The following is a 24,768-nucleotide window of genomic DNA, read 5'->3' as shown; positions in this document are numbered from 1 at the left end:
TGGACAACAAAAGTAAGCGACCTGTTGCGAGCTGCTTTACCCCTAATAACTGTCCGTATTTGTGGGACACGGACTTGGTTATACTCTGCGCGAAATTAAACAAAAAGCTCTGGATTTACGATCCAGCTCGCTAATAGGAATCAACATGAACAACTACGTTGTGTGCGCACTCTACAAATTCGTTCGACTTGAAGATTACGTAGAGCTAAGAGAGCCATTAAAAGCGCTAATGGAAAAACATGAGATTCGCGGTACTTTGCTACTGGCGAACGAAGGGATCAACGGCACCGTTGCTTCCACTCGCGAAGGTATCGATACCTTGCTGACGTGGCTTAAAAACGACGAGCGCCTCGCGGATACGGTTTACAAAGAGTCTTATGAGGCTAACCAACCCTTCAACCGTACTAAAGTTAAGCTCAAGAAAGAGATTGTTACACTAGGAGTTGAAGGCATTGATCCTCGCCACGTAGTGGGCACTTACGTTAAACCAAACGAGTGGAATGATCTTATCTCTGATCCGGAAGTGTTTGTTGTAGACACTCGAAACGATTACGAAATTGAAATTGGAACGTTCAAAAACGCGGTTAACCCAAAAACTGAAACCTTCCGCGAATTTCCTGAATACGTTGCAGAAAACATGGATCCAACCAAACACAAGAAAGTGGCCATGTTTTGCACGGGCGGTATCCGCTGTGAAAAATCAACGGCCTACATGAAAGAGCAAGGCTTTGATGAGGTCTATCACCTCGAAGGCGGTATTCTTAAGTATCTTGAAGAAGTGCCTGAAGAAGAAAGCATGTGGGAAGGTGATTGCTACGTATTTGACGGACGTGTCGCTGTTAATCATCAGCTAGAGAAAAGTGACTACGAGATGTGCAACGCGTGTCGTCTGCCTATCACAGCGCAAGATATGGAGTCAGACGCATTCGAAAAAGGCGTGAGCTGCCCTAAATGTATCGACAAGCACACTGAAGAACAGAAAGCGCGTTTCCGCGAGCGCGAAAGACAAGTTCAGCTTGCCAATGCACGTGGCGAAGTTCACGTTGGCGGAGAAGCAGATCAAGTAATCGCCCAACGTAGGCAGGAAAAACTGGCGCGTAAAGAACAACAAAGAAAAACAAAATAGTTTTTGGATTTCGTATGATTAAAAGGGAGCTTAGCTCCCTTTTTTATTGCGATTAACATACAGATACTATCAAGAAATCTATCAAAAGCTTTTAGCATTCCAAAAAGACAATATATCATTCTAAATATAATTAAAAACAAAGCTTTAACAATTGACAATTTCCCTTTATGGTTGGGTAATGTTTCACCAGTCGAGAGAGTTAACTATGGAAATCATCATACGTCCGACGCAAGTCAGTGATGCAGCAGCATTATCAGAAATTTATTCTCAGCCACGTGCTCAACGCGAGACCCTGCAGCTGCCTAAACCATCAGTGACCATGTGGACCCAACGACTGGCAAACATGCCTACTGGTATCTATAGTTTTGTCGCAGAAGTTGATGGGAAAGTAGTCGGAAATATTGGCTTCGAGCATTCTCAGCGACCAAGAACCAGTCACTGTGCCAGTTTTGGTCTAGGGGTCCACGATGATTATCACGGCCTCGGTATCGGCAGTAAGCTTATCGAAACAGTCATCGATCTTGCCGACAACTGGCTACAAATAAAACGCATTCACCTAGAAGTGAACACTGATAATGAAAAAGCCATAGCGTGCTACAAAAAATTTGGCTTCGAAATTGAAGGGGAATGTAAAGCGGCTTCATTTCGCGATGGAGAGTATATCAACACCTACTCCATGGCTCGCGTAAAGCTGTAACCAAATAGCTCCAACCTAAATGTTTGATCATTTAGGTTGGATTATTAACGAGCTAATTCGCTAAGCGCACGTTCCTTCAGCGACTCAGTATACGAATTAATCTTCCAATGTTCTGGGCTCCAACCTTTCACAAAACGTTGAAAGTCTGCCCATGCAATCGAAAACAGCGGTCGCCACGCTTGTTCTACATCTAGCGCTTCCAACTTAGGTTGGTGGATACTTAACGCATCTCTAAGGTGTGAAAAATATTCATCTAGAATCCAAGCTTCCATCTCTGCGCAGTGCTCAGGAGCCACGGCACTACTCATAAACAAAGCCACGTCTTTCATCGCGCAACCCTTGCCTACATATTGAAAATCAACCGCAGCAGCCCTATTGCCTGACTTTTCAAAACAGAAATTCGCCAACTTTCCATCGCCATGAACCAGCGTTTGGTACGGCGCTGATTTTAACGTTTCATCAATTATCTGAGCAGCTTGTTTGAGGGAGTGGTCAGATAACGCCGCTAATTCATCTGGACGCGTTTCTAGGTGCCAGTAGGTACCACTCTCCCACAAGCCAACACCGGGATTCTCAATATGTTGAGCGTGAAAATGTGCGAACCAGTGAAGGCAAGCACTAAGCTGATGCTTTTCAGCTTGCTGGAGCACTTTGGTGAAGCCGAGCTGATGTAAATCCTCCATGACGAGCAGTAATTCATCCGCGCTATGCTCAACCAATAATGTCCGAGGCACTTTACAATCCGTACTGCATTCATTAGCGAATGCTTGGTAGAAACTAAGCTCAACTTGATAAGACCGAAGTTTGCGTTGATGAGAGAGCTCAGTATTCCAGCCACGAGGGTGATGTTCTGGTTTTGGCAGCAGGACATGTTTTATCACAATACTCGTGGAATCGACCCACAAGCGTACCAGCTCCCCATAGCCTCCCCATAAGGTTTGAAGAACTTGCTTACTGTGAATTGTCTGGTATCCAAGTCTTGCGACAATTGGCAGATAGTTATAGTTATCCATTACGCTTTCAGATGTTCCCATTCTGGATGACGATCCAAGTAGTGCACCACATAACTACACACAGGAACGATTTTTACCCCCATTTTTTCCAGCTCGGGTAGTAAGGCTTCCATCATAACTTTCCCGTAACCTTGACCTTGGAGCGCATCTGGCACTCGAGTAGAAACAATAGAATAGACATCATTTTCTACTGAGTATTTTATCGTCGCGTATTGGTCTGACGCCAAAAATACGCGAAATTGCTGCAATTCGGGCTCAAAAAGCACGACATGATTCATAGTAAACTCCTAAAATTGATACATAGCTCAAATAAATCATTACATTGGCATTTGAACAAACGCCCGTGCATAAATAGAATTTATGTCAGTCTGAGCATTTAGACGTGGAAATAACTATAACCTGCAGCAAACATAGCATGCAGGCTCAACGGAGGCTAGATGAGCACTCAGGCAGTCGCTACGAAGGATCACACTTCAAGTCCATACAATAAGCAAAGAAATGTGGTAACACTCAATAGTGTTGATGCACTGGCCATGATTGAGCATGGCGGAGAGTTTACAATGAGCATCACTACCCCAGTAGGAAGAACGTTTCGTTGTAAAACTGCATTTATCGGCACACATTCAGACAGAATGATTCTGGCTGAGTTACCAAAAGTTTCCGATGAAGATCTTGATTACTACTTCCAAGAAGGTTTCTGGTCAACCGTAAGAGCAATTTCACCACGAGGTGAAGGCGCTATCATTCACTTCAGAAGTCAGCTCCAACATATCCTTAAAGAACCGATGCCAATGGTGATGATGTCGGTGCCGCAAGACATGCAAGTCTCTCAATTACGAAAAGAACCTCGTTTTGACGTTAACCTTGAGGCAAAAGCAAAAAATGAAAACAGAAGTCTAGATTGTGAGATCAGAGATTTATCTAAGAGTGGTTGTCGTTTCTTTGCACCTCCGCTTAGCCGACCTTTTCAAGTCGGTGATGAGGTTTCATTGATTGTTCAAGTTCGCAACGGTAAACAGATCCAGTTTGAGCCCTTGTTTGGCACAATCTGTAATCTACAGCGATCAATGCATTATGCACGCTATGGGGTTCAATTTAATGAACTCGGCAAGAACAATGCGAAGACCTTGCTTGCCCACCTTAAGTTTGATGGAACCAAGCTCGCGTTACGAGCCAATTGATACAAAAACGCCCCGTCATGTGCGGGGCGTTGTCTTAAACGAATCACTGCTAACCGATAAACGAAATGTAGCCTTGTAGAATAATCAGGTTAACAATATCGATGAAAAAAGCACCTACGATTGGCACTACCATAAATGCTTGAGGTGATGGACCAAACTTGTTCACCAGCGAGCCCATATTCATCACAGCCGTCGGCGTAGCACCTAGACCAAAGCCGCAATGGCCGCCTGAAATAACCGCGGCATCATAGTTAGAACCCATTACTTTAAATGTCACAAAATAAGCAAAGAGACCCAGTACCAGAGACTGGACAGCTAAGATGATCAAGAATGGAACCGCGAGATCAAAAATATTCCACAATTTCAAACTCATAAGTGCCATCGCTAAGAAAAGTGACAATGACACAGTCCCTAAGATATCGACAGTTTCTGCGTCAACCTTATGAACTTTGGTAACTTCTAATACATTAGTGATAAACACACCGATAAACAGCGCATAGACAAAGTCAGGGATCATCAACCAGCTGATGTTAAAACTGCTCACCCATTGTTCGAGGTATTTTGCACCAGTCACACAAATGAGAAGAATAAATAGAACTTCAATCACTTTCTTGGCTGTGACTTTATCTTCCTCATACTCATTGTATGTCACCAATTCTGGAAACTTCTCGTGTGTCTGAGTACCACGCCCATACTCTGATTCAATACCGTGTTTATCAATCAGCTTTTGCGCAACTGGGCTGCCAATGATACCGCCGATAATCAAGCCAAATGTGGCAGACGCCATCGCGATTTCAAGCGTATTACTGATACCGTAACTTTCAGAAAAAGTCTGAGACCACGCCGCCCCAGTACCATGGCCACCAGACAAGGTGATGGAACCTGCAATCAACCCCATCAATGGGTCTAGACCCAGTGCGGTCGCCAAAGATACACCAACACCATTTTGGATAATGATGTAAAAGGATGCCACGGCAAGAAAGACAAACACTTTCGCGCCACCTTTCATTAATTGGGTGTAGTTAGCAGCAAGGCCGACTGTGCTAAAGAACATCAGCATAAAGGTGTTCTGTAGCGGCAGAGAAAACTGAAGATCAACGCCGTTAAAATGCATGAAAGTAATCACGACGGCTACAATCAAACCGCCGACAATCGGCTCAGGAATGTTGAACTTCTTCAATACTGGTAGCTTGGAATTTACAAAGTGACCTAAGAACAGAACGCTGATGGCGATTAAGAAAGATTCTAGTGGTCCAATTGAAATTATCTGATTCATATAACCTCTTTATTGTGTGTCACTCATCTTCCCTAACGAGTTAAGAGCCCTTTGGCTCAACGCTTAAGCTTTTGAATCGTCGCCTCGCGGCAGCAAACTTAAACGCGATTAATCACATTTCTCTATTGAAAAACTTCCTCTAAACAGTGGTGATTCCACTCTATTTCAACAGTAAAACCCTTACAAAATTGATAGGGTTGCGAAAAGAAAGCCGACATTATTAATAAAAATGGAGCAATTTGTCGAGTATAGACTGAAAAAACGCTTATGAAGCCAGTGTAAAGATGGATGTCATAAGTCGTCGCAAAACTATGACATATTTAGTAATTTTACGAATTTGAGGCAAAAAAATAGCCAATCGCAAGAAGGGCGATTGGCTTATATATTGTGTGAACAAATTACATTCACTAACAACGTCAGTTGGCTAGGTGACCCTCGGCTTAAAAAGGGTCGATATAAATAATGCAGAATGCGTGCCAACTTTAAAACGGCGATATTTGATGAATAAGCCGCATTTTTATCCGGTTTTTTATTACCATAATGCAATATGAAAATTGCAAAATGCAAAACATTGCAATCTGATATTAAACGAGATTCTTATAAACAGTTCTATCAGTTTATTTTTTCATACTTTTTTATAGCGAGAGTAGATATACTTCCTTCCACCTAAATTTATTAACTGAGTAGCATGAACTATTTTTCAACATTTCTGAAAGGCATGGCGATGGGCGCAGCTGATGTGGTACCAGGTGTATCAGGCGGCACAATCGCGTTTATCACGGGTATTTATGACACTTTGCTAGAAAGCATTCGCCGTATTAACCCAAAGGTTTTGGGGATTTGGAAACGCGATGGCTTTAAAGCAGCCTTTGATCATATCAACGGCTTCTTCCTAATTGCCCTTTTTGGTGGTGTATTAACCAGTATTGCTACTTTGGCAAAACTCATTTCTTGGCTTTTGGTTGCTCATCCAGTACCTATTTGGTCATTCTTCTTTGGTTTGATCTTAGTGTCAGTCTTCCACATCTTGAAGCAAATTGAGCAGCGTTCAATGAGCCGCTTAGTGTTCTTACTGCTTGGTATTGCCTTTGCTTACAGCATTACCGTGCTACAGCCGCTACAAATGGATCCAACCAATGTCAATATCGTTATCGCGGGTGCCATCGCGATCTGTGCGATGATCCTTCCAGGGATTTCAGGTAGCTTTATCCTGCTATTGATTGGTATGTACACTCCTGTGCTTGGCGCTGTTAAGTCATTTGACTTGGTGGTCATTGCTCTATTCATGAGTGGCTGTGTGCTTGGCTTGCTAAGCTTTTCACACGTACTGTCGTGGCTATTGAAGCGCTTCCGTGACTTTACCTTAGTATTCTTAACGGGATTAATGATTGGCACGTTACCAAAAATTTGGCCATGGAAAGAGACTCTAACTTGGCGCACCAATTCAAAAGGTGAGCAAGTGCCTTTGATTGAACAAAACCTATCACCGTTTGACTTTGAAGCAGTGACATCTCAGCCAGCGCAACTAGGTATAGCCATTGTTATGATGCTGTGTGCTATTGCACTGGTACTTGGTTTAGAGAAATTTGCTGAGAATAGAGATATCTAACTCTCAGACAACAGAAAAGGCGACACAATGGTGTCGCCTTTTTTAATCATATTCGGTTTCGATTAGGCAGCGGCGTTATAGTTCCCAAGCAGCGCATCATAGAACTCACTGTCATTAAGTACACCAACCAAAACACCACCTTCAACTAACAAAATGGGCTGACCGCTACGTTGTTTAAGCTCAATGGCCTCACGCATTCCTATATCTGGGCTGGTCACAATAACTGTCGATCTATCAACCTCATCAATTTGGCTGGCTCCAGCTTCCCAATGCATCAATTTCAATGAAGCATTCTCTTTGACTAAGTTTAACTCTTGTTGATTCTGCTCAACCCAAATTGGCTGCGATGAGCATACTTGCAGCTGCGAGTTTTTACTCTTCAGTTCACTGACTGGCAGCATCAAAGATCGACCCTTTAGCACATTCAGTGGGTTAGTATGGGCAACAAAATCACGCACATAATCATTTTCTGGTGTTAGGATGATCTCTTCTGGCTTACCGTGTTGAATCAAGCGTCCAGACTCCATTATGGCAATGTTGTTGCCAATTTTAAGCGCTTCATCGAGATCGTGACTGACAAACAAAATTGTTTTATTTAGCTTTTCTTGGAGTACTAATAACTCATCTTGTAACTGCGCTCTAATCAAAGGATCAAGCGCAGAGAACGGTTCATCCATCAGTAAGATGTCCGTATCCATAGCGAAGGCTCTCGCAAGTCCGACACGCTGCTGCATACCACCAGAAAGCTCATGGGGATATTTGTCTTCCCACTCAGCTAAATCAACCATCTCTAGCTGTTTGCGTGCTTTCTCACGCCGCTCAATTTTGCTCATACCTTGTAATTCAAGACCAAACGCGACGTTATCTAAAACGGTCAACCATGGCATTAAGGCAAACTTTTGAAACACCATGGATACTCGGTGCGTTCTCAGGTGACGAAGGGTGTCTTCATCACAGGTCGCTAAGTCCACTTGCGTACTTCCATCTTTTAGCTCTAGCTTTCCACGAGAAATCGTATTTAGGCCATTCACCGCTCTAAGTAAGCTCGATTTTCCCGAACCAGACAGCCCCATTAAAACGCAAATCTCACCTTCCTTTACACTCATGGACACTTTATCAACGCCAACGACTTGCCCTGTTTCATCTATGATCTCTTGGCGTGTTTTTCCTTGGTCTAAGCTTTGCAAAGCCAATTGCGGCTTATCGCCAAATACGACATCAAGGTCAGTAATCGTAATTGCTTCCATGATTAAGCTTCCTTCTGATTTGGTGATTTACACAAACGATCCAAAATGATGGCAACCAACACAATCGCCAGACCAGCTTCAAAACCTTGCGAGATATTAACGGTGTTCAGGGCTCGTACCACTGGCTTGCCTAGGCCATCCGCCCCAACAAGTGCCGCAATCACCACCATCGAAAGTGAAAGCATGATGCACTGTGTTACCCCTGCCATAATCGATGGCATTGCCGCTGGTAATTCCACTTTGAACAAGAGTTTCATTCGGGTAGCACCAAATGCCTTACCCGCTTCGACTAGCTCTTCAGGCACTTTTGTGATGCCTAAATAAGTGAGTCGAATTGGCGCTGCGATGGCAAATATGATGGTTGAAATCAAACCAGGTACAATGCCGAGGCCAAATAAAACCAGAGTCGGAATAAGGTAAACAAATGTAGGAACCGTCTGCATTAAATCAAGGATGGGTCTGAGCAGTGTATAAAGCCAAGGTCGATGTGCAGCCATAATGCCGACAGGCACGCCAATTAATACAGAAATCGTTGTCGCGGCAAAAACCAAAACAAAGGTTTCTAGCATTTCTTGCCAATAGCCAAGGTTTAAAATGGTCAAAAGGGCACCAACTACAAACAACACCAGTGGTACGCTTCGGTGAAGGTACCAAGCAATCGCCGCTGTCATTAGAATCGGCATCGCTGGCGGCATCCATTTAAAAATATCTACAACAAAAAGAATGATGGTTTCGAGAAAGATCGAGATCGCATCAAATAAACCAGCAGCGTTATCAGTCAACCAATCAACACCAGCTTCCATCCATTGACCCAGTGGGATTTTGTTGTCGGTAATAAAATTCACAATACAACCTATGCGTTACTTATACTTTGTTATGCTGTTTAGGTTTGGGTGGGAACAATCGCCCACCCTTGCCAAATTAAGCCTTCGAGCCAATATAGTTTTGAACCGCTGAATTGGCGTCACCACCTTTCAGTGTTTTAACACCATTTAGCCAAGCTTCTACTTGCTCAGGGTTCGCTTTTAACCACTGCTGAGCCGCTTTAGCAGGTTTGACATTTTGGTTTAAGATGGCCTCCATTAGTTGGTTTTCCATCTCTAAACTAAACTCCAGATTTTTAAGCAACTTACCTACGTTCTGACACTCTGTTAGATAGTTTTCTCGTACGTTAGTGTAGACATTAGCGCCACCGTAATTTGGGCCAAAGTAGTCATCCCCACCAGCTAGGTATTCCATCTCAACATTGCTGTTCATTGGATGCGGAGCCCAACCTAAATAGACGATCCATTGATCACGACGGACCGCTCGCGTTACCTGCGACACCATGCCTGCTTCACTTGATTCCACTAAGCTAAACTCTTTAAGGCCAAATGCGTTAGTGTCGATCATCGACTGGATTAAACGGTTACCATCATTGCCAGGTTCAATACCATAAATGCGGTCACGGAACTTATCCGCATGCGCCGCAAGGTCAGCAAAGCTTTTCACACCAGCGTCATAAACGTATTTTGGTACCGCTAAGGTATACTTTGCGCCCTCAAGGTTCGCGCGTACCGTTTCTACTGTGCCGGCTTCACGGTATTTAGCGATATCTCCCTCCATAGTTGGCATCCAGTTTCCAAGGAAGATATCGATATCACCGTTCGCCATCGAAGAGTAGGTCACTGGCACGGAGAGCAGATCAGTTTTCGTTGTATAGCCCAAGCCTTTCAGTAGCTCAGAAGTGACAGCCGTAGTCGCGGTAATATCCGTCCAACCTACGTCAGCAAAACGTACCGTTTCACATTGGTTTGCGTAGGCATTAAACGCGAGCGTACTTAATGCCATGGTTGAAAGTGTTTTTGTCATTACAGACATAGTGTTTTCCTTGTAATAGTTACTGACTTTATAAGAGTTAATCCAATTCTCTTGTAGGAGAGCCGGTTCGTTGATTGTTTTGCCATTCAGGCGCTATCCAGACGGGCGCATCTTGTTGAGCAAGAAGAGCGTGACCTAAAATCATATCTGCCGCGCGTTCTGCGACCATTATGGTTGGAGCGTTCAAGTTGCCATTAGGTATTGTTGGAAATATCGAAGAATCAACGACACGCAGACCGCTGATACCTCTGACTCGACACTGCTCATCTAGCACAGCGTATTCGTCTTCATCACTGCCCATTTTGCAGCTACAGGATGGATGGTAGGCACTTTCAACATTCTGTTTGACCCAGAAATCAATCGCTTCATCGCTGGTCACATCCATACCTGGTTGAATTTCTTCACCGCGAAATGAATCCATCGCCGGCTGCATTAAGATTTCTCGTGTCAAACGAATACAATCGCGCCAGTCTTGGCGGTCTTGCTCAGTCGAAATGTAGTTAAATTCAATCAAAGGCTTACTCAGCGGGTCAGAAGAAGTAATCGCAACCTGACCACGGCTCTCTGGCTTATTTGGTCCAACATGAACCTGGAAACCATGGCCATCAAAGGCAGCTCGACCGTCATAGCGCATCGCTGCAGGAAGGAAATGGTATTGAATATTGGGCCATTTCAACCCTTCACGTGAGCGTATAAATGCACATGATTCAAAGTGGTTCGTTGCCCCTAACCCTTTGCGAGTGAGAATCCACTCTGCACCAATCAGTCCTTTACTCACCAAATCTAACTTACTGTTTAGTGTAATAGGCTGCTTGCAATGGTATTGAAAGTAGATCTCTAAGTGATCTTGAAGGTTCTCACCTACACCTGGTAATTCATGTTTCAGTTCAACATTGGCCTTACTCAAGACCTCTTTGGGTCCGATACCAGAAAGTTGCAGTAACTGGGGAGAGCCAATCGAACCCGCACTTGAAATCACTTCCTTATTGGCAAAGTACTGTGTCACCTTGTCTGACTTCTGAAGCTCAATCCCAACGGCTTTTTTCCCTTCAAGCAAGACTTTACGAACAACGACGCCTTTAAGAAGCGTCAAGTTAGGTCGTTTTAATGCACGCCTTAAGTAAGCGTTAGACGTCGAAGCGCGAACACCCTTGTCGACTGTCATGTGCATCGGGCCAAAACCCTCTTGCTGATAACCATTGTAATCTTTGGTTTCTGGGTATCCCGCTTCCTTACCAGCTTCGATAAAAGCTTGGTATAAAGGGTTAAGCGCCATATCGTTACCATTACAAGTACCGACAGGTCCCGCTCCACCGCGATATTCATCTTCTCCACCAGACCAAGACTCAGCACGACGGAAATAAGGTAGGCAAGCCGCATAGTTCCAACCTTTCGCGCCTTTCTCCTCCCACTCATCAAAATCGCAAGCATGGCCACGAACATACACCATTCCGTTGATGGACGAGCTTCCTCCCAACACTTTACCTCGCGGACAGTGCAATTTACGTCCATCGAGTCCTTTTTCCGCTTCGCTTTCAAACTGCCACGCGTAACGTTCGCTATTCATTGGATACGAAAGCGCGGTAGGCATTTGAATGAAAATGCTCTTATCTGTACCTCCAGCCTCAAGCAATAAAACTTGATGTTCTCCACTCGCACTTAAACGGTCAGCCAGCACACAGCCAGCAGAGCCCGCGCCGACGACAATATAATCGTAGCGTTGTTCCATGTTATTTCTCCGTGACTGGGCTTATGCGTAAGGGCTGGCGTAGTCGCCTAACTCAATAAGAATGCTCTTGGTCTGAGTGTAATGACGCAGAGTTTCAACGCCATTCTCGCGGCCAATGCCTGATAATTTGTAGCCTCCGACCGGCATCTCTGCTGGAGAGTCTCCCCATGTATTCACCCAACAAATCCCCGCTTCCATTTGGTGTATCACGCGATGAGCTCTTGCTAAATTTTGAGTAAAGACACCCGCAGCGAGACCATAGTCAGTATCATTTGCACGCTGAATCACCTCAGCCTCATCTTTGAACGTCATTACTGACATGACAGGGCCGAAGATCTCTTGCTGAACATGTGGCATATCATCTGTACACTGAGTGAAAATGGTAGGTACAACAAAATTGCCATGCTTGAGATCGCCATCAGTCACCTGATAACCCCCGGTGAGTAACTCGGCGCCGCTTTGTTTCGCTAACTCAATCGCCCCAAGAACTTTTTCCATGTGTTGCTTAGAGATCAACGCGCCAACTTGAGTCGTCATCTCACGAGGATCACCAACGACAAGCTTCTCTGTTCTCTCTTTCAGCTGGGAAATAAACTGCGGATAAATCGACTCATGCACAAAGACGCGAGTTCCGTTGGTACACACTTCGCCCTGAGTGTAAAAGTTAGCTACCATTGCGGCAGAAACAGCATCGTCTAACTTAGTATCTTCAAAGATAATCATCGGTGACTTACCGCCAAGCTCCATCGTCACTTGCTTGAGTGAGCTAGCGCTGTCTGCCATCACTTTTTTGCCTGTACCAGATTCACCAGTGAAAGAGACTTTTGCGATCTCTGGATGCGCAGTGAGCATTTGCCCGACTCTGTGATCACCTTGAACGACATTAAATACGCCATCAGGCACACCAGCTTCAGTGAAAATTTCAGCCAGTTTAATCGCTGTTAATGGCGTTTCTTCTGACGGTTTGAAAACCATCGAATTGCCTGCCGCGAGCGCTGGTGCTGATTTCCACATTGCGATTTGAATAGGATAGTTCCATGCACCAATCCCCGCGCAAACGCCAAGCGGCTCACGGCGAGTGTAGAAAAACTGAGATTCACTAAGCGGCTGTTGCTCACCTTGCATTGCAGGCGCTAACCCCGCAAAGTATTCGATAACATCGGCACCCGAAGCGACATCGACGTCAATCGCTTCTTGTAAAGGTTTACCCGTATCCTGAACTTCAAGCTCAGCGAGTTCATCATTACGTTCACGGAGTATCGCCACGGCTTTGAGCAATATACGGCTCCGCTCAGTAGCACTCATTTTTGACCAAATCGCAAATCCACGTTTTGCAGACTCGATAGCTAAATCAACGTCCTTTTGGCTAGCTTGATCAATCAAAGCCAGCGCTTCCCCTGTTGCTGGGTTATAAGTAGTAAAACGCTCACCAGAGGTGGCCGAGCATGTTTTTCCATCAATAAAAAGTGATTTCGTTTCCATATGAGAATCTGACTTAATAGTTATTTTTTAGAATAGAATGTGAGCTGTTTATCGAGATAGTCGTTAATGATATAGCGTGCTTTGATGGCATCAATTCCCGATGGATTGAGCGTTCCGCGTAGCCAGATACCATCAATTAGGGAAGCAATACCGAAGGCGATCACCTCCGCTTGCTCAGGAGCGAAAAGCCCTTTCAGCTCGATGGTTAGATGTGAAAGCAAGCGTCTTTCATTAACGGATTGGAGTCGTTTTAGCTGAGCGTCATGCATTGAATAAGACCAGAACGCGAGCCAAGTCTTAGCAACCTTGTTTTCAGCTTGGAAACCAACAAAGTTGCCATCAATGATCGCATTGATTCGTTCAAGGTGGTTGCCTCTAGGGATCTGACTCAAACGTGAGGTTATTGTTGAAGATAGCTGGCGCAAAATCTCTCGCATTGTCTCCTCGAGCAAACCTTGTTTCCCGCCAAAGTAGTGGTTAATGATTCCAGTAGAAACCCCCGCTTCTTTGCTGATCAACGAAATGCTTGCAGCATGCAAACCTACCCTGTCAATCACTGCCATCGTAGCTTGGACTAACTGAGGTTTTCTGATTTCAGGCATACCCACCTTCGGCATTTTTTAACCCTTTGTTATTTTTAATTGAACGATTAGTTAAATATAAAATGCCTTAAATTTAGTTTGTACTCAAATTAATTTTCCATAAATCGATCAAACTCAGCAGATAATTTCGCAAAAATTCATTGGAGAACAAACCAATTTCAATCAAAGCAGCGTTGCAACACACCATTCAACACAAAGAGGAAGAAAAAATAATAAAAATCTAAAAATCAATAACTTGAACTCAAGACATCAAGAGTACACAAACCTAGAAACCTAAGATAAAAACTGCCAATTTTTAACGCCATTTAGAAAATTGTAACCAATCTACAAAAATATAGTTAGTACACTAATCATTTACCCACGAAGCTCATCTTTTGTACAAAGAGTCTAACCGTTAGGTTTTCTTCAAATCGCTCAATCAACACACAAATGATAATCAATTGCATTGTTAACATAATTTAACTAGGCTAGCGCTTCACGAACAAAATGATAATTTGCTGTAAAAATGAGCGACCACCAATTCTTTGAGCATCTATTTAAGCATGCGAAACAAGTGACCCCGTATCTTGATGGGAAGCTTGCGAGCCTTCCTGACAATCTCACCTCCGAGCACCTAATCCATATCGATCACACTTGCTCAGAGCAAATCAGACAGCTATATGCTTGCTTAGAGAAATCTCACCCAGAGGCAGGTTCAGCATATTGGTTAACACGCACCTGGACTTTGCTCTGCTGGCAGCCAATTTACGTCGCTTTTATCTCTGTCTACGCGTGCCAGGGGATCCCTGATCTGAGGTCAATCGCGCAGAAAATTCAGCCAAGCTTTGTAAGCGGATTTCAGTTTGTCGACACGACACATCAGCACGGTACTATCGATGAGCTTATTGAACTTGCGGGGGAGGACCTCACTGAACTGTTTGATTACTATCGTCAAGAAATGAACTTATGGACTCGTATTAGGCCTGGGTTTACTAAGCACTTGATCGCGGATGGTATTTTGGGCTGCATTGTAAAGTTAAGCCAATTTGCGCCACACCTAAGTCATGAATACCTCAAGCATCAAGCCTCCCAATGGCTAGAGGCATGCAACTTACCTACAAAACTGGTAAACACCTTACATCTTGATGAAGCCACTTCCTCACTGAAGTTGGTTCGGACGAGTTGTTGTCTTGTTTACAAATGTGACGGTCGCGAGCTATGTAATGACTGCCCGCGACACCCTGATAATAAACGCTAGCCTTGATTTTTAACTAGGCGCATACCACCAGCTTGAGACCGAAAAGCGAGCACGCAAACCAGGGATGAAAAGAGCAATGACAAGTATATTGGATAGTGGGGAGATAGCGTCGCGGTAAAAGCTAGCAGAGACGCAACCCCATAGCCAATGGTATGAGACATGGAAATGTATCCAGCGACAGCGCCTGGTGTATCAGATAAGCGCTCGGTTGCCATTGTTGTATACGCTGGCACTAGTAACGCTGCACCAATAGCGACAATAGCGGCGGCCGCTGCAAATATCCACATGTGTTCCGACAAAAATAGCGTAAAGCCAATAATCAACGCCACCCCACCAAATCGGTACATAAACGTGGGTGTAAGACGCTTTTTCTTGATCACCATTATTTGTGTCAGGAATGTCGCCGCTGCACTGATGGTCAGTAGTATGCCAATAGCATCACTGATTTGGCTCGTTGACCATTCAGTTACCGCATAGATCAATGGAGAGAAACTGTATTGCAGTAAAGCAATGACTGCACATAACAATAAACCACTGATTAAAAATGGCACCAAACTCAATTTTGGCAACCAAGGTGCGGATACAGGCTGTTTAGAATCGTCAATCTCACGATGAGGTGCGGGTAACCATACGGCGGCAAGCAAAGCCACAGAGGGTAATGCAACCATAACCATCAGTGGCGCAAAAGGTGATACCTTCAAAGTTAAAACCGAAATCAGCGGACCAAGTAGCCTACCAACACTCAGTCCAATACTGACTGAAGTAATCGCTTGTAGTCTATTCTCCTTACCGCATAAAATGATCGCCCAGTGCTGACTGGCGGGAACCATCCCTGACACTGTACAACCGTAGATCACCCTAGCTAAAACCAAGCCAGCTAAGGAAACAATAAACATTCCTTCGTGGGCACTACTGACCATCGCGAAAAAACACAGTAAAGAAAAGCTAACCGCCATGCCCACTAAAGCTTGTAACACCACTTTTTTGGGCCCATGACGATCACTGAAGCGTCCCCAAAATGGTGCCGAGGGTAGAAACAAGAAACTTCCAACGGCTATCAGTATTGACCAGGTAGAGAGGTTGAATGCTGATTTCTCAACCAAAAATGGCAACGAAACAAGCAACCCATTTTGTCCAATACCCATCAAAGCAGCAACTAAGCCGATAATTGCAAGCTGACTTCGTGAAGATTTCGCCACTGACATAATATAAAAACTCTTGAATATGAGGTTGATTCTACGCTCATAGTGAACGTGGCATCAGGATTTGTTAATTATGATTTTGAAAATCATTATCATTAAGATTTAGTTGTGATAAGGTTAGCGACTTGTAGACAATAACTCAACTTGTAATCCACTATGTTCCAGCTGGTCGATGCATCGTTCAAAATCGACGATAGAAATATTCTGTCTCCTACATCTCTCTCTTTCGAAGCAGGTAAAGTCACCACTTTACTCGGCCATAACGGCTGCGGAAAATCGACCTTGATGAAATTACTCAGTCGACAAAATACCGCGTCATCCGGTGCAGTGCTCTTCGATGGAAAGCCAGTTGCACAGTTGTCTCCTTTAGAGTTTGCTCATAATGTCGCTTACCTTCCTCAACACCCTCCATTGACAGATGGTGTCACAGTCAGAGAGCTGGTTGGTTTTGGCCGCTATCCATGGAAAGGGGCATTTGGTCGTTATAACCAAGAAGACTACCGACTGATTGACCAAGCAATAGAGAAAGTTGGCTTAGAATCATTCTCAAGCCGATTTGTAGCTACTCTGTCTGGCGGCGAACGACAACGTGCCTGGGTAGCCATGCTGCTTGCTCAACAAAGCCAATGCATTTTGCTTGATGAGCCAACGTCAGCATTAGATGTAGCGCATCAATATGAGTTGCTCGCTTTGATAAAAGAGCTTAATCAGTCAATTGGGCTCACCGTCATTATGGTGCTTCACGACGTCAACATGGCTGCCAAATTTAGTGATCATCTCATCGCCTTACACTCAGGTCATGTCATCGCGTCAGGTGCCCCCGACACAATGATGACACCGGAAACACTACTCAAGATTTACGGAATGGAGCTGGCTTTATTCCCACATCCAACAACGGGGCAACCAATCAGCTATGTCCCTTAACTCAAAATCAAAAGGATCTGTCGTGAAAAAAATATTTTTAACGCTTACGGCGCTGCTGGCCTTAAACGCGAATGCCATTGAAATTAAACACGAAATGGGCGTTGCGACATTCGACAAACAGCCCGACAAGGTTGTAACCCTTGATTGGGCCCTTACCGAAACCGTACTCAGTCTTGGCATTGCGCCTCAAGGCATCGCCGATGTAAAGGGCTACAACACTTGGGTAGTTAAACCTGAGCTCACTCCAAACATTATTGATGTAGGTTCGCGACGCGAGCCAAACCTAGAACTGCTAACGGAGCTAAAACCTGACGTAATTCTAATCAGTAAACATATGGCTCCAGCCTATGAGCAGCTACAAAACATTGCACCTGTCGTTGTGTTTACTGTCTTTAGCGAAAGCAAACAACCTATTGAGTCTGCAAAAAATATCACCATTGCTTTGGGTGATCTTTTTGGTAAAGAAGCGCAAGCACAACAAGTCATCGCCGAAACAGACCTAAAGCTGAAGCAGAATGGTGAAAAAATTCGCTCAGCCAGCCAAACGCAAAAGCCCTTGTTGTTTGCTCGATTCCTAAATGAAAAAACATTGCGCGTTCACAGTGATGGTTCACTTGCTCAAGCGACCATTGAAGGGATGGGCTTAAAAAACGATTGGCATGAAGAGACCAATGTTTGGGGCTTTACGACCGCAGGAACCGAAAAACTAGCTGAGCATCAAAAAGCCAACGTGATGCTATTTGGACCGCTAAAAGCCTCAGAGCGTGAACAACTTGAGAGCAACGCCCTTTGGCAAGCAATGGAGTTTACTCGTACCGATTCAGTTTACGAGTTGCCTGCAATCTGGACATTCGGCGGCTTAATCGCAGCCCAGCGTTTTAGTGATCACATTACTCAGCAGTTAGTCGAGCAGTAATGAACACCACCAGCATAAATAGACCCGCAAGGTACTCATTTAGAGTACCTTTATTTATCCTAGCCACTTTGGCCACAATTGTTGCTCTTATCAACTTTTCTGCACCTTACTCACAAGGCATAACGCTGATTTGGGATACGGTCATGCACTATGACTCAACCAACTACCAGCACCTCATTACTCATCTTACCTATCTGCCCAGATTAGTGGTCGCAATATTGTGCGGTTTTGCTCTTGCAATTGCAGGATGTGTGATGCAGTTTGTGCTCCGCAACCCTATTGCTTCCCCTACTACACTCGGCGTTGCTGCGGGTGCCGAACTCGGTATGGTACTTGGCATTCTATTTATTCCGACTTCGCTTGCCGTTTCAGGTTTTATCCCCGCTTTCTTTGGTGGATGTTTTGCTACCGCTCTGGTATTTGTGCTCAGTGCGTCAAGAGGTTTTGCACCTTTACATATGGTGCTAGCCGGTATGGTAATCAGCCTGTTTTTAGGCTCTCTCAATACCATGTTAGTCATGCTACATGAGCAGCAGCTAACCAGCGTATTCGTTTGGGGAGCAGGGGCCTTAAACCAAAATGATTGGAGTAGTGTTCAGGCGTTACTGCCACTCATCTTAACTCCAACAGTGTTACTTCTCCTACTCCAGAGGCCATTAGCCGCATTGCAATTTGGTGACACTGTGGCGACGTCAATTGGTGTCAATATCAAGCAAATCAAACTGGCTTGTTTATCTCTGGCCATTTTAATAACTGCGGCAGTAGTCAGTGAAGTCGGGTTGATCGGCTTTGTTGGTATCGTAGCTCCCGCAATCGCACGTATGCTAGGTGCTAGAAAGCTGTCAGAACAAATCCTAGCAAGCGGCGTTATTGGCGCGGTCATGCTGCTTATCGTGGATCTCATTATTCAGCCGTTCTCTGGTGTTGGCGGAGAGATGTTACCGACAGGCGCAATGACAGCATTAATCGGCGCTCCATTCTTATTATGGTTATTGCGCAGGACTTCGCTACAAAGTGATCTTAAAGCGCGTTCAGAAACCACCCAATATTATCAACACGCTTCATTTGTAAAAGTTGCAAGCGTACTGGCGTTGCTTCTCTTCACTACTGCATTTTTGGCAATTTATATTGGTAGGAATCAATTTGGCTGGACGGCTAATCTCACCGAATCTTTGTTAGAACTTCGCGCACCAAGAGTATTTGTTGCGCTCCTTGCCGGCGTCGGACTAGCGTTTGCAGGGACCATCATCCAAAGAATTTCCAATAACCCAATGGCTAGCCCTGAAGTCCTTGGTATCAGCTCTGGAGCAGCGCTCGCGTTGGTCTTAGGCACCATGATAGGTGGAGCAGTCACTCGCGATCAACAAATGCTCATTGGTACCCTCGGCGCTCTTTCGGTAACGGGAGTCGTTTGGCTAATGGGTCGCAAACACCAATTCGCACCGACTCAGACCTTATTAACCGGCATAGCGTTAAGCGCTGGACTTGATGCCTTTTTACGCATCGCAATGAGTTCAGGGCACGACGATGTTCGCGCGCTGCTTACTTGGTTGTCAGGTTCAACCTACTTAGTCTCACATGATGACATCATGCTGCTTCTAGTCGGCGTTATACTGCTTGGAATGGCCTCTTTAACCGTGTCTCGCTGGATAGAAATTTTGGGGCTCGGTGAAGTGACTGCAAGCGCAATCGGTGTCAATTGCACCTCTGTTCGTTTGATTCTTTTGCTGCTTGTCGCTGCCTATACGACTTTATGCACTATCGTTATTGGTCCATTAAGCTTTATCGGCTTACTGGCACCTCATATGGCCCGCTCAATGCACCAATACCGGGCAACACCGCAAATGATCACGGCAGCTCTTATTGGTGCCTTAGTCATGGTCGCGGCAGATTGGGCAGGTCGAACGCTTTGGTTTCCTTGGCAATTTCCTGCGGGCCTGCTGGCTTCCATTATCGGCGGCGGATATTTCCTCTACCTCATGAGGCGATAACAAAAACTAGGCCGACTGCCCCCGGATTCGGCCTTATTCACTTCCTCTGCTCGATTCTCCATCAAATGAAAGTGTTTGATATTCAATTCGTTTGTTAAAAATATCGATTATTTATAAAAAACAAGTTGATCATAATAATGATAATAATTAGCATTCGCATGTCAGTTTTGTTAATAACAATCGAGAACTATAATGAATCGTACAAACGATCTGCTCAACTCAGCTTCATTAGAAAGCAAATTGCCCAAAGAGATAATCGGTAATGCACCGCCTATTGCCTGTTTCCTCAACTCATTAGCACGTGAATCTCAATCCGTTCAAGTGCAGCATCAAGACAATCAACCAACACTCTCTATCCCTTTAACAGCTCAGCGAACAATACAAGTTCCTCTTCGCTACTACTCTTTGTTAGGGAGCCATGAGTACCAACTTCCAGCCACGTTAGTCGAACCAAACGGTTCGAGGGTTATCGAAGTCAAAGAACTCATTGAGCTCATTGCCGCTGACCCCGGCTTAGTCGGCATGATAACTCCAGAGCAAAAAGAGATTTTCATCAGTCGCGTCATAGAAAGTATTGCCAACACCTACCAAGCTGTAGAGCATTCTCCCTACCAAGTTGAACTTTTCGAACAGGCTCTCGACTTTAAGACCGCAGAGCAAGGCTTATTAATCGGCCACTCATTCCATCCAGCCCCTAAAAGCCGTGAGCAATTTACCCTAGAAGATGCCAAACGTTACTCGCCAGAGATGGGCGGAAGCTTTTCCCTTCACTGGCTTGTTGTAAATAAGCACAGACTTCAATTTGGCAGCTCAGCTGACACGAACTTCGAACAGAGGATGGAGCAACTCGTAGAACACGACCCCGAACTTGTCTCTGCATTAAAAAGCGCAAAAGCTCAAGACAAAGCGTTATTGCCAGTTCACCCATGGCAGTGGCAGGTGATGTCTGAAAGTAAACACATTCAGCAGTACATTGAACAGGGAGAGATCACTTCGCTAGGCCAGTTAGGAGCAACGTGGTACCCAACCTCCTCTACGCGCTCTCTTTACGCACCAACATTGCCTTATATGCTTAAGTTCTCTCTGAGCGTCAAGTTGACCAACTCTATTCGTAACCTGTCACTTAAAGAAGTGATTCGTGGTACTCGCCTCAATGATCTATTCCATGCAACTGATCTCGACAAGCAGTTAGGCGAGCATCAAGGTTTTCAGTTGATGCAAGAACCCGCATTTGTTGGTCTGCTTGACCTCGACGGCAAAATTATTGACGAAAGTCTTGTGGCATTTAGAGACAATCCACTGGCCCAGAAGCCAGATGAAGAAGCCGTGGTTCTCGCCACTCTCACGCAGCAAAACCCTTACGGCTCCCTCTCGCTGGTTGCCCACCGTATCAAAGAGTACGCGAGCGTTAAAAACATCCCTGAGCAACTAGCGGCTCAGCAATGGTTCGATGCTTATTGCCAACATGCCGTTGTTTCTTTGTTTGATATGCAAGCCAATCAAGGGGTGGTGTTCCTGGCTCACCAACAAAACATTGTTATGCAGCTTAAAGCGGGCTTCCCTATTGGTATGTATTATCGAGACTGCCAGGGAACAGGTTACACCGACCTAGCATTCGAGCGTTTCAGTGACACCCTATCTAATGATAAAGAAAACCTTGAGAACTATTGGGATCAAGACAAAGTTAGACGCTATTTCGCTTATTACCTAATCATCAATTCTACCTTCAATGTTATTTCCGCCATCGCCTCTGGCATTGATATTGAAGAATTTGCCTTAGTCCGAATCCTTAAAAACCAGCTGCAGGCGCTACTGGACTCAGGTGTCAAAGATGACCTTTGCCTGAGATACGTTTTAGAAAGTGATGCTCTGTGTTGTAAGGGTAACTTCTTCTGCTACTTACAAAATTTCAATGAGAATTCCATTCCCGATCCTGCCGTGATCTATTTTGACCTGACCAACCCGCTTACCCAAGTCAAGGAGCCTTCTCATGTCTGATTTCCGTACCTTTATCTATGAATCTCAACCCGAGCCTAAGCTCCAAGTCACATTGCAATCAACCGACATAGAAAGCTCGACAACCCGTGAACTTTTTATTGAAGACCTTGACCGCTTACTCACGTTAGAGAAGTCTATTTCAGCCTTCAAGTTGCAATGTGCCGATCCATCGATAGAAAAATACTTACAAAACACTTTGCCACTGTTTGCAGGAAAATTAACTCGTGAATCCTTTTACCAGTTGGGCTATCACTGGCATAAGCACAAACCTTCGGCCAGCTTTCCTCTACAGAAAACTCAATCCGACAGTCGTTACCGCCACCATCCACTTAGACCAGAAAAGCCCGCCGGAGAGGTGTATCGACGTACCGACCTCGATGCAGATTTAGACATCAGCTTTCGTTTGCTCAACATAAATGAAGATATGCCGATGTTCACTCGCTGGATGAACGATCCCAGAGTCGCGCATTTTTGGGAACAAGCTTGGAGTGAAGAGAAACTCACAGAGTTTGCCCAAGAGCGACTAGCTGATCCACACATACTGCCATTAATTGGCGAGTTTAATGGCCAGCCATTTGGCTACATTGAAGCGTACTGGGTATCAGAAGATCGGCTCAGCCCTTATTACGACGTTCAGGATTTTGACCGAGGTATCCACTTGCTAGTTGGTGAGCAAAATTTCCGCGGTCCCGTTTTCTTCAATGCTTGGATGAGAGCGATCAGCCATTACTTGTTCATCGATGACAACAGGACTCAACGCATCGTCCTTGAACCCCGCGCAGATAACGAGAGATTGTTTAATCGGATCTTACCAATGGGTTACCAGAAGTGTTTTGAATTCAACTTCCCCCACAAACGTTCCGCACTGCTGATGTTACAACGAGATTCTTTTTTTAAGGAGCAATGGTAATGGAACAGCTTGCTCTGCAAAAATATTGGCCTCTCGCAAATAGAGCCCTGATAGGAAAAATTATTTCCGAGTTTGCCTATGAACAAGCATTTAAGCTTGAACAAACCGATGATTGTTTCCTACTGACATTAGACAAAGGAGTCTGTTACACGTTTCAGGGTGAAAACAACATTTGGGGACAGGTGCGTATTGAACCTCAATCGATTGAGCGTAAGAGTACTGACGAACAGCAAAGTGAACTGACGGCTGCACAGCTAATGCGTGATCTACAGCCACTGCTCGACATGAGCGATGATGCGTTCGCTGAACATCTTGAAGATCTCAACGCTACACTGCTAGGCGACTGTAAAACCATGCTACGTAAGGCAGCCATGACAGCCCGAGATCTGGCGCTACTTAGCTGTGAACAGCAGCAAACCTATTTCGATGGACACCCGAAATTCGCGTTCAACAAAGGTAGACGAGGTTGGGGTACGCATGACCTGCGCGACTACGCTCCAGAATCGGAGCAACCACTCCAACTCTACTGGGTCGCCGTTCACCGTGACATTTTACAATTAGCCACGAATGACCAAGTGGATTGGCCAGACTTGCTATCCGCTTCTATCTCTAGCAGTGAACGCCATCAAATGGACAGCGTCGTTGCATCGTTCGATGTCGATATTGCTGATTATCACTATCTACCCGTTCATCCTTGGCAATGGGACAACAAGGTGTCACTGTTGTTTAGTCGCGAAGTCGCCCTCAAGCAAGTCTTGTTTATTGGCCAATTTGGTGACAAGTTCCTGCCACAGCTTTCTCTGCGTACTTTAAGTAACCTTACTCGACCCGAAAACTACGATATCAAGCTGCCTCTTACTGTAATGAATACCTCATGCTATCGAGGCATACCTGGCCGCTATATCTTAGCCGGCCCGAGTGCATCAGACTGGATAGATTCGGTGTTTAAAACCGATCCATTGCTATTGGATAAAGGAGCACAAGTACTACAAGAGCCAGCCGCTGCATTTACCAACCAATATGATTACTCACAGCTAACCAAAGCGCCATATCGCTATCACGAACTGCTTGGTGTGATTTGGCGAGAATCCGCGTCAAGTAAGCTTACCCAAGGCGAAAGCGCAATCTTAATGGCAGCGCTAATGGAGTCTGACAATTTAGGTAACCCTCTCATTGCTGAGTACATCGAACTCTCCGGGCTCTCGACAGAAACATGGTTAAGCAAGCTCTTCGACAGCGTCGTTATCCCATACTACCACCTACTGTGTAAGTATGGTGTGTCACTTATTGCCCATGGACAAAACGTCACTTTAGTCATGGAGAACCACCAACCGAAACGAATTCTCCTCAAAGACTTTCAAGGCGACATGCGACTCGTCGACCAAGATTATCCGGAGCAAAGCGATCTACCTCAGCCAGTGAAGGAAGTGACGGTTCGCTTAGCAGAATCACTGATCATTCATGATCTTCAAACTGGGCACTTTGTGACAACTCTTAGGTTTATCTCGCCACTGCTCGCAAAACTGGGATACAGCGAATCACAGTTTTACCGCTTACTAGGCGATCGGCTCAAAGCCTATATGTCCGCAAACCCAGAATACCAGCACCGCTTTGAGAAGTTCGATCTGTTTAAACCACGCATTCTGCGTATCGGACTCAACTTAGCCAAATTCAGACACAGCACTGATTCAAGTGCGTCTCGAATGCTTCCAGACATGGATGACATGCTGGATAACCCGCTATACATCACGCAAGTGAAGTAGCAACC

The 24,768-nt window shown here is 45.0% G+C and carries 21 protein-coding genes; 11 read left to right on the top strand and 10 right to left on the bottom strand.

The window, feature by feature from the left end; translation table 11 throughout:
* Window positions 1-145: 145 nt before the first annotated feature.
* Complete coding sequence (trhO, locus tag AC4MRV_RS03360) at window positions 146-1,126, top strand: oxygen-dependent tRNA uridine(34) hydroxylase TrhO (protein WP_491186007.1); 981 nt, start codon at window positions 146-148, stop codon at window positions 1,124-1,126.
* A 205-nt stretch (window positions 1,127-1,331) separates the two neighbouring features.
* Window positions 1,332-1,823 (top strand): GNAT family N-acetyltransferase, encoded by a 492-nt coding sequence (locus AC4MRV_RS03355; protein ID WP_491186006.1) that lies wholly within the window; start codon window positions 1,332-1,334, stop codon window positions 1,821-1,823.
* Window positions 1,824-1,867: 44 nt separating this feature from the next.
* On the opposite strand, the gene AC4MRV_RS03350 is transcribed toward AC4MRV_RS03355, so the two are convergent.
* Both AC4MRV_RS03350 and AC4MRV_RS03345 read right to left on the bottom strand, forming a co-directional pair.
* Entirely contained in the window at window positions 1,868-2,857 is a 990-nt protein-coding gene (locus AC4MRV_RS03350) for a phosphotransferase (protein ID WP_491186005.1), read from the bottom strand.
* Entirely contained in the window at window positions 2,836-3,114 is a 279-nt protein-coding gene (locus tag AC4MRV_RS03345) for a GNAT family N-acetyltransferase (RefSeq protein ID WP_491186004.1), read from the bottom strand. The genes AC4MRV_RS03350 and AC4MRV_RS03345 overlap by 22 nt, the downstream gene beginning before the upstream one ends.
* Before the next feature lie 159 nt (window positions 3,115-3,273).
* Here AC4MRV_RS03345 and AC4MRV_RS03340 point away from each other — a divergent pair, with 159 nt between their 5' ends.
* A complete protein-coding gene (locus AC4MRV_RS03340) occupies window positions 3,274-4,017 on the top strand; it encodes a flagellar brake protein (protein WP_491186003.1) in 744 nt (247 codons plus the stop codon).
* Window positions 4,018-4,066: 49 nt separating this feature from the next.
* Here the strand turns inward: AC4MRV_RS03340 and gltS are convergent, their stop codons facing one another.
* Complete coding sequence (gene gltS / locus AC4MRV_RS03335; RefSeq protein ID WP_491186002.1) at window positions 4,067-5,293, bottom strand: sodium/glutamate symporter; 1,227 nt, start codon at window positions 5,291-5,293, stop codon at window positions 4,067-4,069.
* A gap of 688 nt (window positions 5,294-5,981) precedes the next feature.
* Here gltS and AC4MRV_RS03330 point away from each other — a divergent pair.
* Window positions 5,982-6,902, top strand: a complete 921-nt coding sequence (locus AC4MRV_RS03330; protein ID WP_491186001.1) for a polyprenyl-phosphate transporter — start codon at window positions 5,982-5,984, stop codon at window positions 6,900-6,902.
* Between the two features lie 62 nt (window positions 6,903-6,964).
* Here the strand turns inward: AC4MRV_RS03330 and choV are convergent, their stop codons facing one another.
* From choV to betI, 6 genes are all read right to left on the bottom strand, one after another.
* The gene (choV, locus tag AC4MRV_RS03325) at window positions 6,965-8,149 is read right to left on the bottom strand and encodes a choline ABC transporter ATP-binding protein (RefSeq protein ID WP_491186000.1); all 1,185 of its coding nucleotides are present in this window, start codon (window positions 8,147-8,149) and stop codon (window positions 6,965-6,967) included.
* 2 nt (window positions 8,150-8,151) lie between these two features.
* On the bottom strand, window positions 8,152-8,994 hold the full coding sequence (gene choW / locus AC4MRV_RS03320; protein WP_491185999.1) for a choline ABC transporter permease subunit: 843 nt from the start codon (window positions 8,992-8,994) through the stop codon (window positions 8,152-8,154).
* Between the two features lie 76 nt (window positions 8,995-9,070).
* Window positions 9,071-10,009 (bottom strand): choline ABC transporter substrate-binding protein, encoded by a 939-nt coding sequence (locus AC4MRV_RS03315; protein WP_491185998.1) that lies wholly within the window; start codon window positions 10,007-10,009, stop codon window positions 9,071-9,073.
* Between the two features lie 37 nt (window positions 10,010-10,046).
* On the bottom strand, window positions 10,047-11,738 hold the full coding sequence (gene betA, locus AC4MRV_RS03310) for a choline dehydrogenase (RefSeq protein ID WP_491185997.1): 1,692 nt from the start codon (window positions 11,736-11,738) through the stop codon (window positions 10,047-10,049).
* A gap of 21 nt (window positions 11,739-11,759) precedes the next feature.
* On the bottom strand, window positions 11,760-13,220 hold the full coding sequence (gene betB, locus AC4MRV_RS03305) for a betaine-aldehyde dehydrogenase (protein WP_491185996.1): 1,461 nt from the start codon (window positions 13,218-13,220) through the stop codon (window positions 11,760-11,762).
* Window positions 13,221-13,240: 20 nt separating this feature from the next.
* Window positions 13,241-13,837: a transcriptional regulator BetI gene (betI, locus tag AC4MRV_RS03300; protein ID WP_491185995.1), complete on the bottom strand. Its 597-nt coding sequence runs from the start codon at window positions 13,835-13,837 to the stop codon at window positions 13,241-13,243.
* A 490-nt stretch (window positions 13,838-14,327) separates the two neighbouring features.
* Here betI and AC4MRV_RS03295 point away from each other — a divergent pair, with 490 nt between their 5' ends.
* Window positions 14,328-15,059, top strand: coding sequence for a siderophore ferric iron reductase (locus AC4MRV_RS03295; protein WP_491185994.1), 732 nt, complete (start codon window positions 14,328-14,330; stop codon window positions 15,057-15,059).
* Here the strand turns inward: AC4MRV_RS03295 and AC4MRV_RS03290 are convergent.
* The gene (locus tag AC4MRV_RS03290) at window positions 15,056-16,264 is read right to left on the bottom strand and encodes an MFS transporter (protein ID WP_491185993.1); all 1,209 of its coding nucleotides are present in this window, start codon (window positions 16,262-16,264) and stop codon (window positions 15,056-15,058) included. The genes AC4MRV_RS03295 and AC4MRV_RS03290 overlap by 4 nt on opposite strands.
* Window positions 16,265-16,417: 153 nt before the next feature.
* Between AC4MRV_RS03290 and AC4MRV_RS03285 the strand changes: the two genes are divergently transcribed.
* The 6 genes from AC4MRV_RS03285 (at window position 16,418) to AC4MRV_RS03260 (ending at window position 24,763) form a co-directional block, all read left to right on the top strand.
* Window positions 16,418-17,185, top strand: a complete 768-nt coding sequence (locus AC4MRV_RS03285) for an ABC transporter ATP-binding protein (RefSeq protein ID WP_491185992.1) — start codon at window positions 16,418-16,420, stop codon at window positions 17,183-17,185.
* Between the two features lie 22 nt (window positions 17,186-17,207).
* Entirely contained in the window at window positions 17,208-18,101 is an 894-nt protein-coding gene (locus AC4MRV_RS03280; RefSeq protein WP_491185991.1) for an ABC transporter substrate-binding protein, read from the top strand.
* Window positions 18,101-20,092, top strand: coding sequence for a Fe(3+)-hydroxamate ABC transporter permease FhuB (gene fhuB / locus AC4MRV_RS03275; RefSeq protein WP_491185990.1), 1,992 nt, complete (start codon window positions 18,101-18,103; stop codon window positions 20,090-20,092). The genes AC4MRV_RS03280 and fhuB overlap by 1 nt, the downstream gene beginning before the upstream one ends.
* Window positions 20,093-20,284: 192 nt before the next feature.
* Window positions 20,285-22,090, top strand: a complete 1,806-nt coding sequence (locus tag AC4MRV_RS03270; RefSeq protein ID WP_491185989.1) for an IucA/IucC family protein — start codon at window positions 20,285-20,287, stop codon at window positions 22,088-22,090.
* Window positions 22,083-23,000 (top strand): GNAT family N-acetyltransferase, encoded by a 918-nt coding sequence (locus tag AC4MRV_RS03265; RefSeq protein WP_491185988.1) that lies wholly within the window; start codon window positions 22,083-22,085, stop codon window positions 22,998-23,000. The genes AC4MRV_RS03270 and AC4MRV_RS03265 overlap by 8 nt, the downstream gene beginning before the upstream one ends.
* Complete coding sequence (locus AC4MRV_RS03260; RefSeq protein WP_491185987.1) at window positions 23,000-24,763, top strand: IucA/IucC family protein; 1,764 nt, start codon at window positions 23,000-23,002, stop codon at window positions 24,761-24,763. Before AC4MRV_RS03265 ends, AC4MRV_RS03260 begins: the two co-directional genes overlap by 1 nt.
* The last annotated feature ends 5 nt before the right edge of the window (window positions 24,764-24,768 follow it).

The organism is Vibrio sp. (assembly GCF_984391705.1).
This window is presented reverse-complemented; position numbering and strand designations above follow the sequence as displayed.

Excerpts from the sequence above, each read along its gene's own strand:
- AC4MRV_RS03260 (WP_491185987.1), top strand. The coding sequence starts at position 23,000 with ATGGAACAGCTTGCTCTGCAAAAATATTGGCCTCTCGCAAATAGAGCC.
- AC4MRV_RS03315 (WP_491185998.1), bottom strand. The coding sequence starts at position 10,009 with ATGTCTGTAATGACAAAAACACTTTCAACCATGGCATTAAGTACGCTC.
- AC4MRV_RS03355 (WP_491186006.1), top strand. The coding sequence starts at position 1,332 with ATGGAAATCATCATACGTCCGACGCAAGTCAGTGATGCAGCAGCATTA.
- betI (WP_491185995.1), bottom strand. The coding sequence starts at position 13,837 with ATGCCGAAGGTGGGTATGCCTGAAATCAGAAAACCTCAGTTAGTCCAA.
- AC4MRV_RS03270 (WP_491185989.1), top strand. The coding sequence starts at position 20,285 with ATGAATCGTACAAACGATCTGCTCAACTCAGCTTCATTAGAAAGCAAA.
- fhuB (WP_491185990.1), top strand. The coding sequence starts at position 18,101 with ATGAACACCACCAGCATAAATAGACCCGCAAGGTACTCATTTAGAGTA.
- AC4MRV_RS03345 (WP_491186004.1), bottom strand. The coding sequence starts at position 3,114 with ATGAATCATGTCGTGCTTTTTGAGCCCGAATTGCAGCAATTTCGCGTA.
- AC4MRV_RS03295 (WP_491185994.1), top strand. The coding sequence starts at position 14,328 with ATGAGCGACCACCAATTCTTTGAGCATCTATTTAAGCATGCGAAACAA.
- AC4MRV_RS03265 (WP_491185988.1), top strand. The coding sequence starts at position 22,083 with ATGTCTGATTTCCGTACCTTTATCTATGAATCTCAACCCGAGCCTAAG.
- trhO (WP_491186007.1), top strand. The coding sequence starts at position 146 with ATGAACAACTACGTTGTGTGCGCACTCTACAAATTCGTTCGACTTGAA.
- AC4MRV_RS03340 (WP_491186003.1), top strand. The coding sequence starts at position 3,274 with ATGAGCACTCAGGCAGTCGCTACGAAGGATCACACTTCAAGTCCATAC.
- betB (WP_491185996.1), bottom strand. The coding sequence starts at position 13,220 with ATGGAAACGAAATCACTTTTTATTGATGGAAAAACATGCTCGGCCACC.
- AC4MRV_RS03350 (WP_491186005.1), bottom strand. The coding sequence starts at position 2,857 with ATGGGAACATCTGAAAGCGTAATGGATAACTATAACTATCTGCCAATT.
- AC4MRV_RS03285 (WP_491185992.1), top strand. The coding sequence starts at position 16,418 with ATGTTCCAGCTGGTCGATGCATCGTTCAAAATCGACGATAGAAATATT.
- gltS (WP_491186002.1), bottom strand. The coding sequence starts at position 5,293 with ATGAATCAGATAATTTCAATTGGACCACTAGAATCTTTCTTAATCGCC.
- AC4MRV_RS03330 (WP_491186001.1), top strand. The coding sequence starts at position 5,982 with ATGAACTATTTTTCAACATTTCTGAAAGGCATGGCGATGGGCGCAGCT.
- betA (WP_491185997.1), bottom strand. The coding sequence starts at position 11,738 with ATGGAACAACGCTACGATTATATTGTCGTCGGCGCGGGCTCTGCTGGC.
- AC4MRV_RS03290 (WP_491185993.1), bottom strand. The coding sequence starts at position 16,264 with ATGTCAGTGGCGAAATCTTCACGAAGTCAGCTTGCAATTATCGGCTTA.
- choV (WP_491186000.1), bottom strand. The coding sequence starts at position 8,149 with ATGGAAGCAATTACGATTACTGACCTTGATGTCGTATTTGGCGATAAG.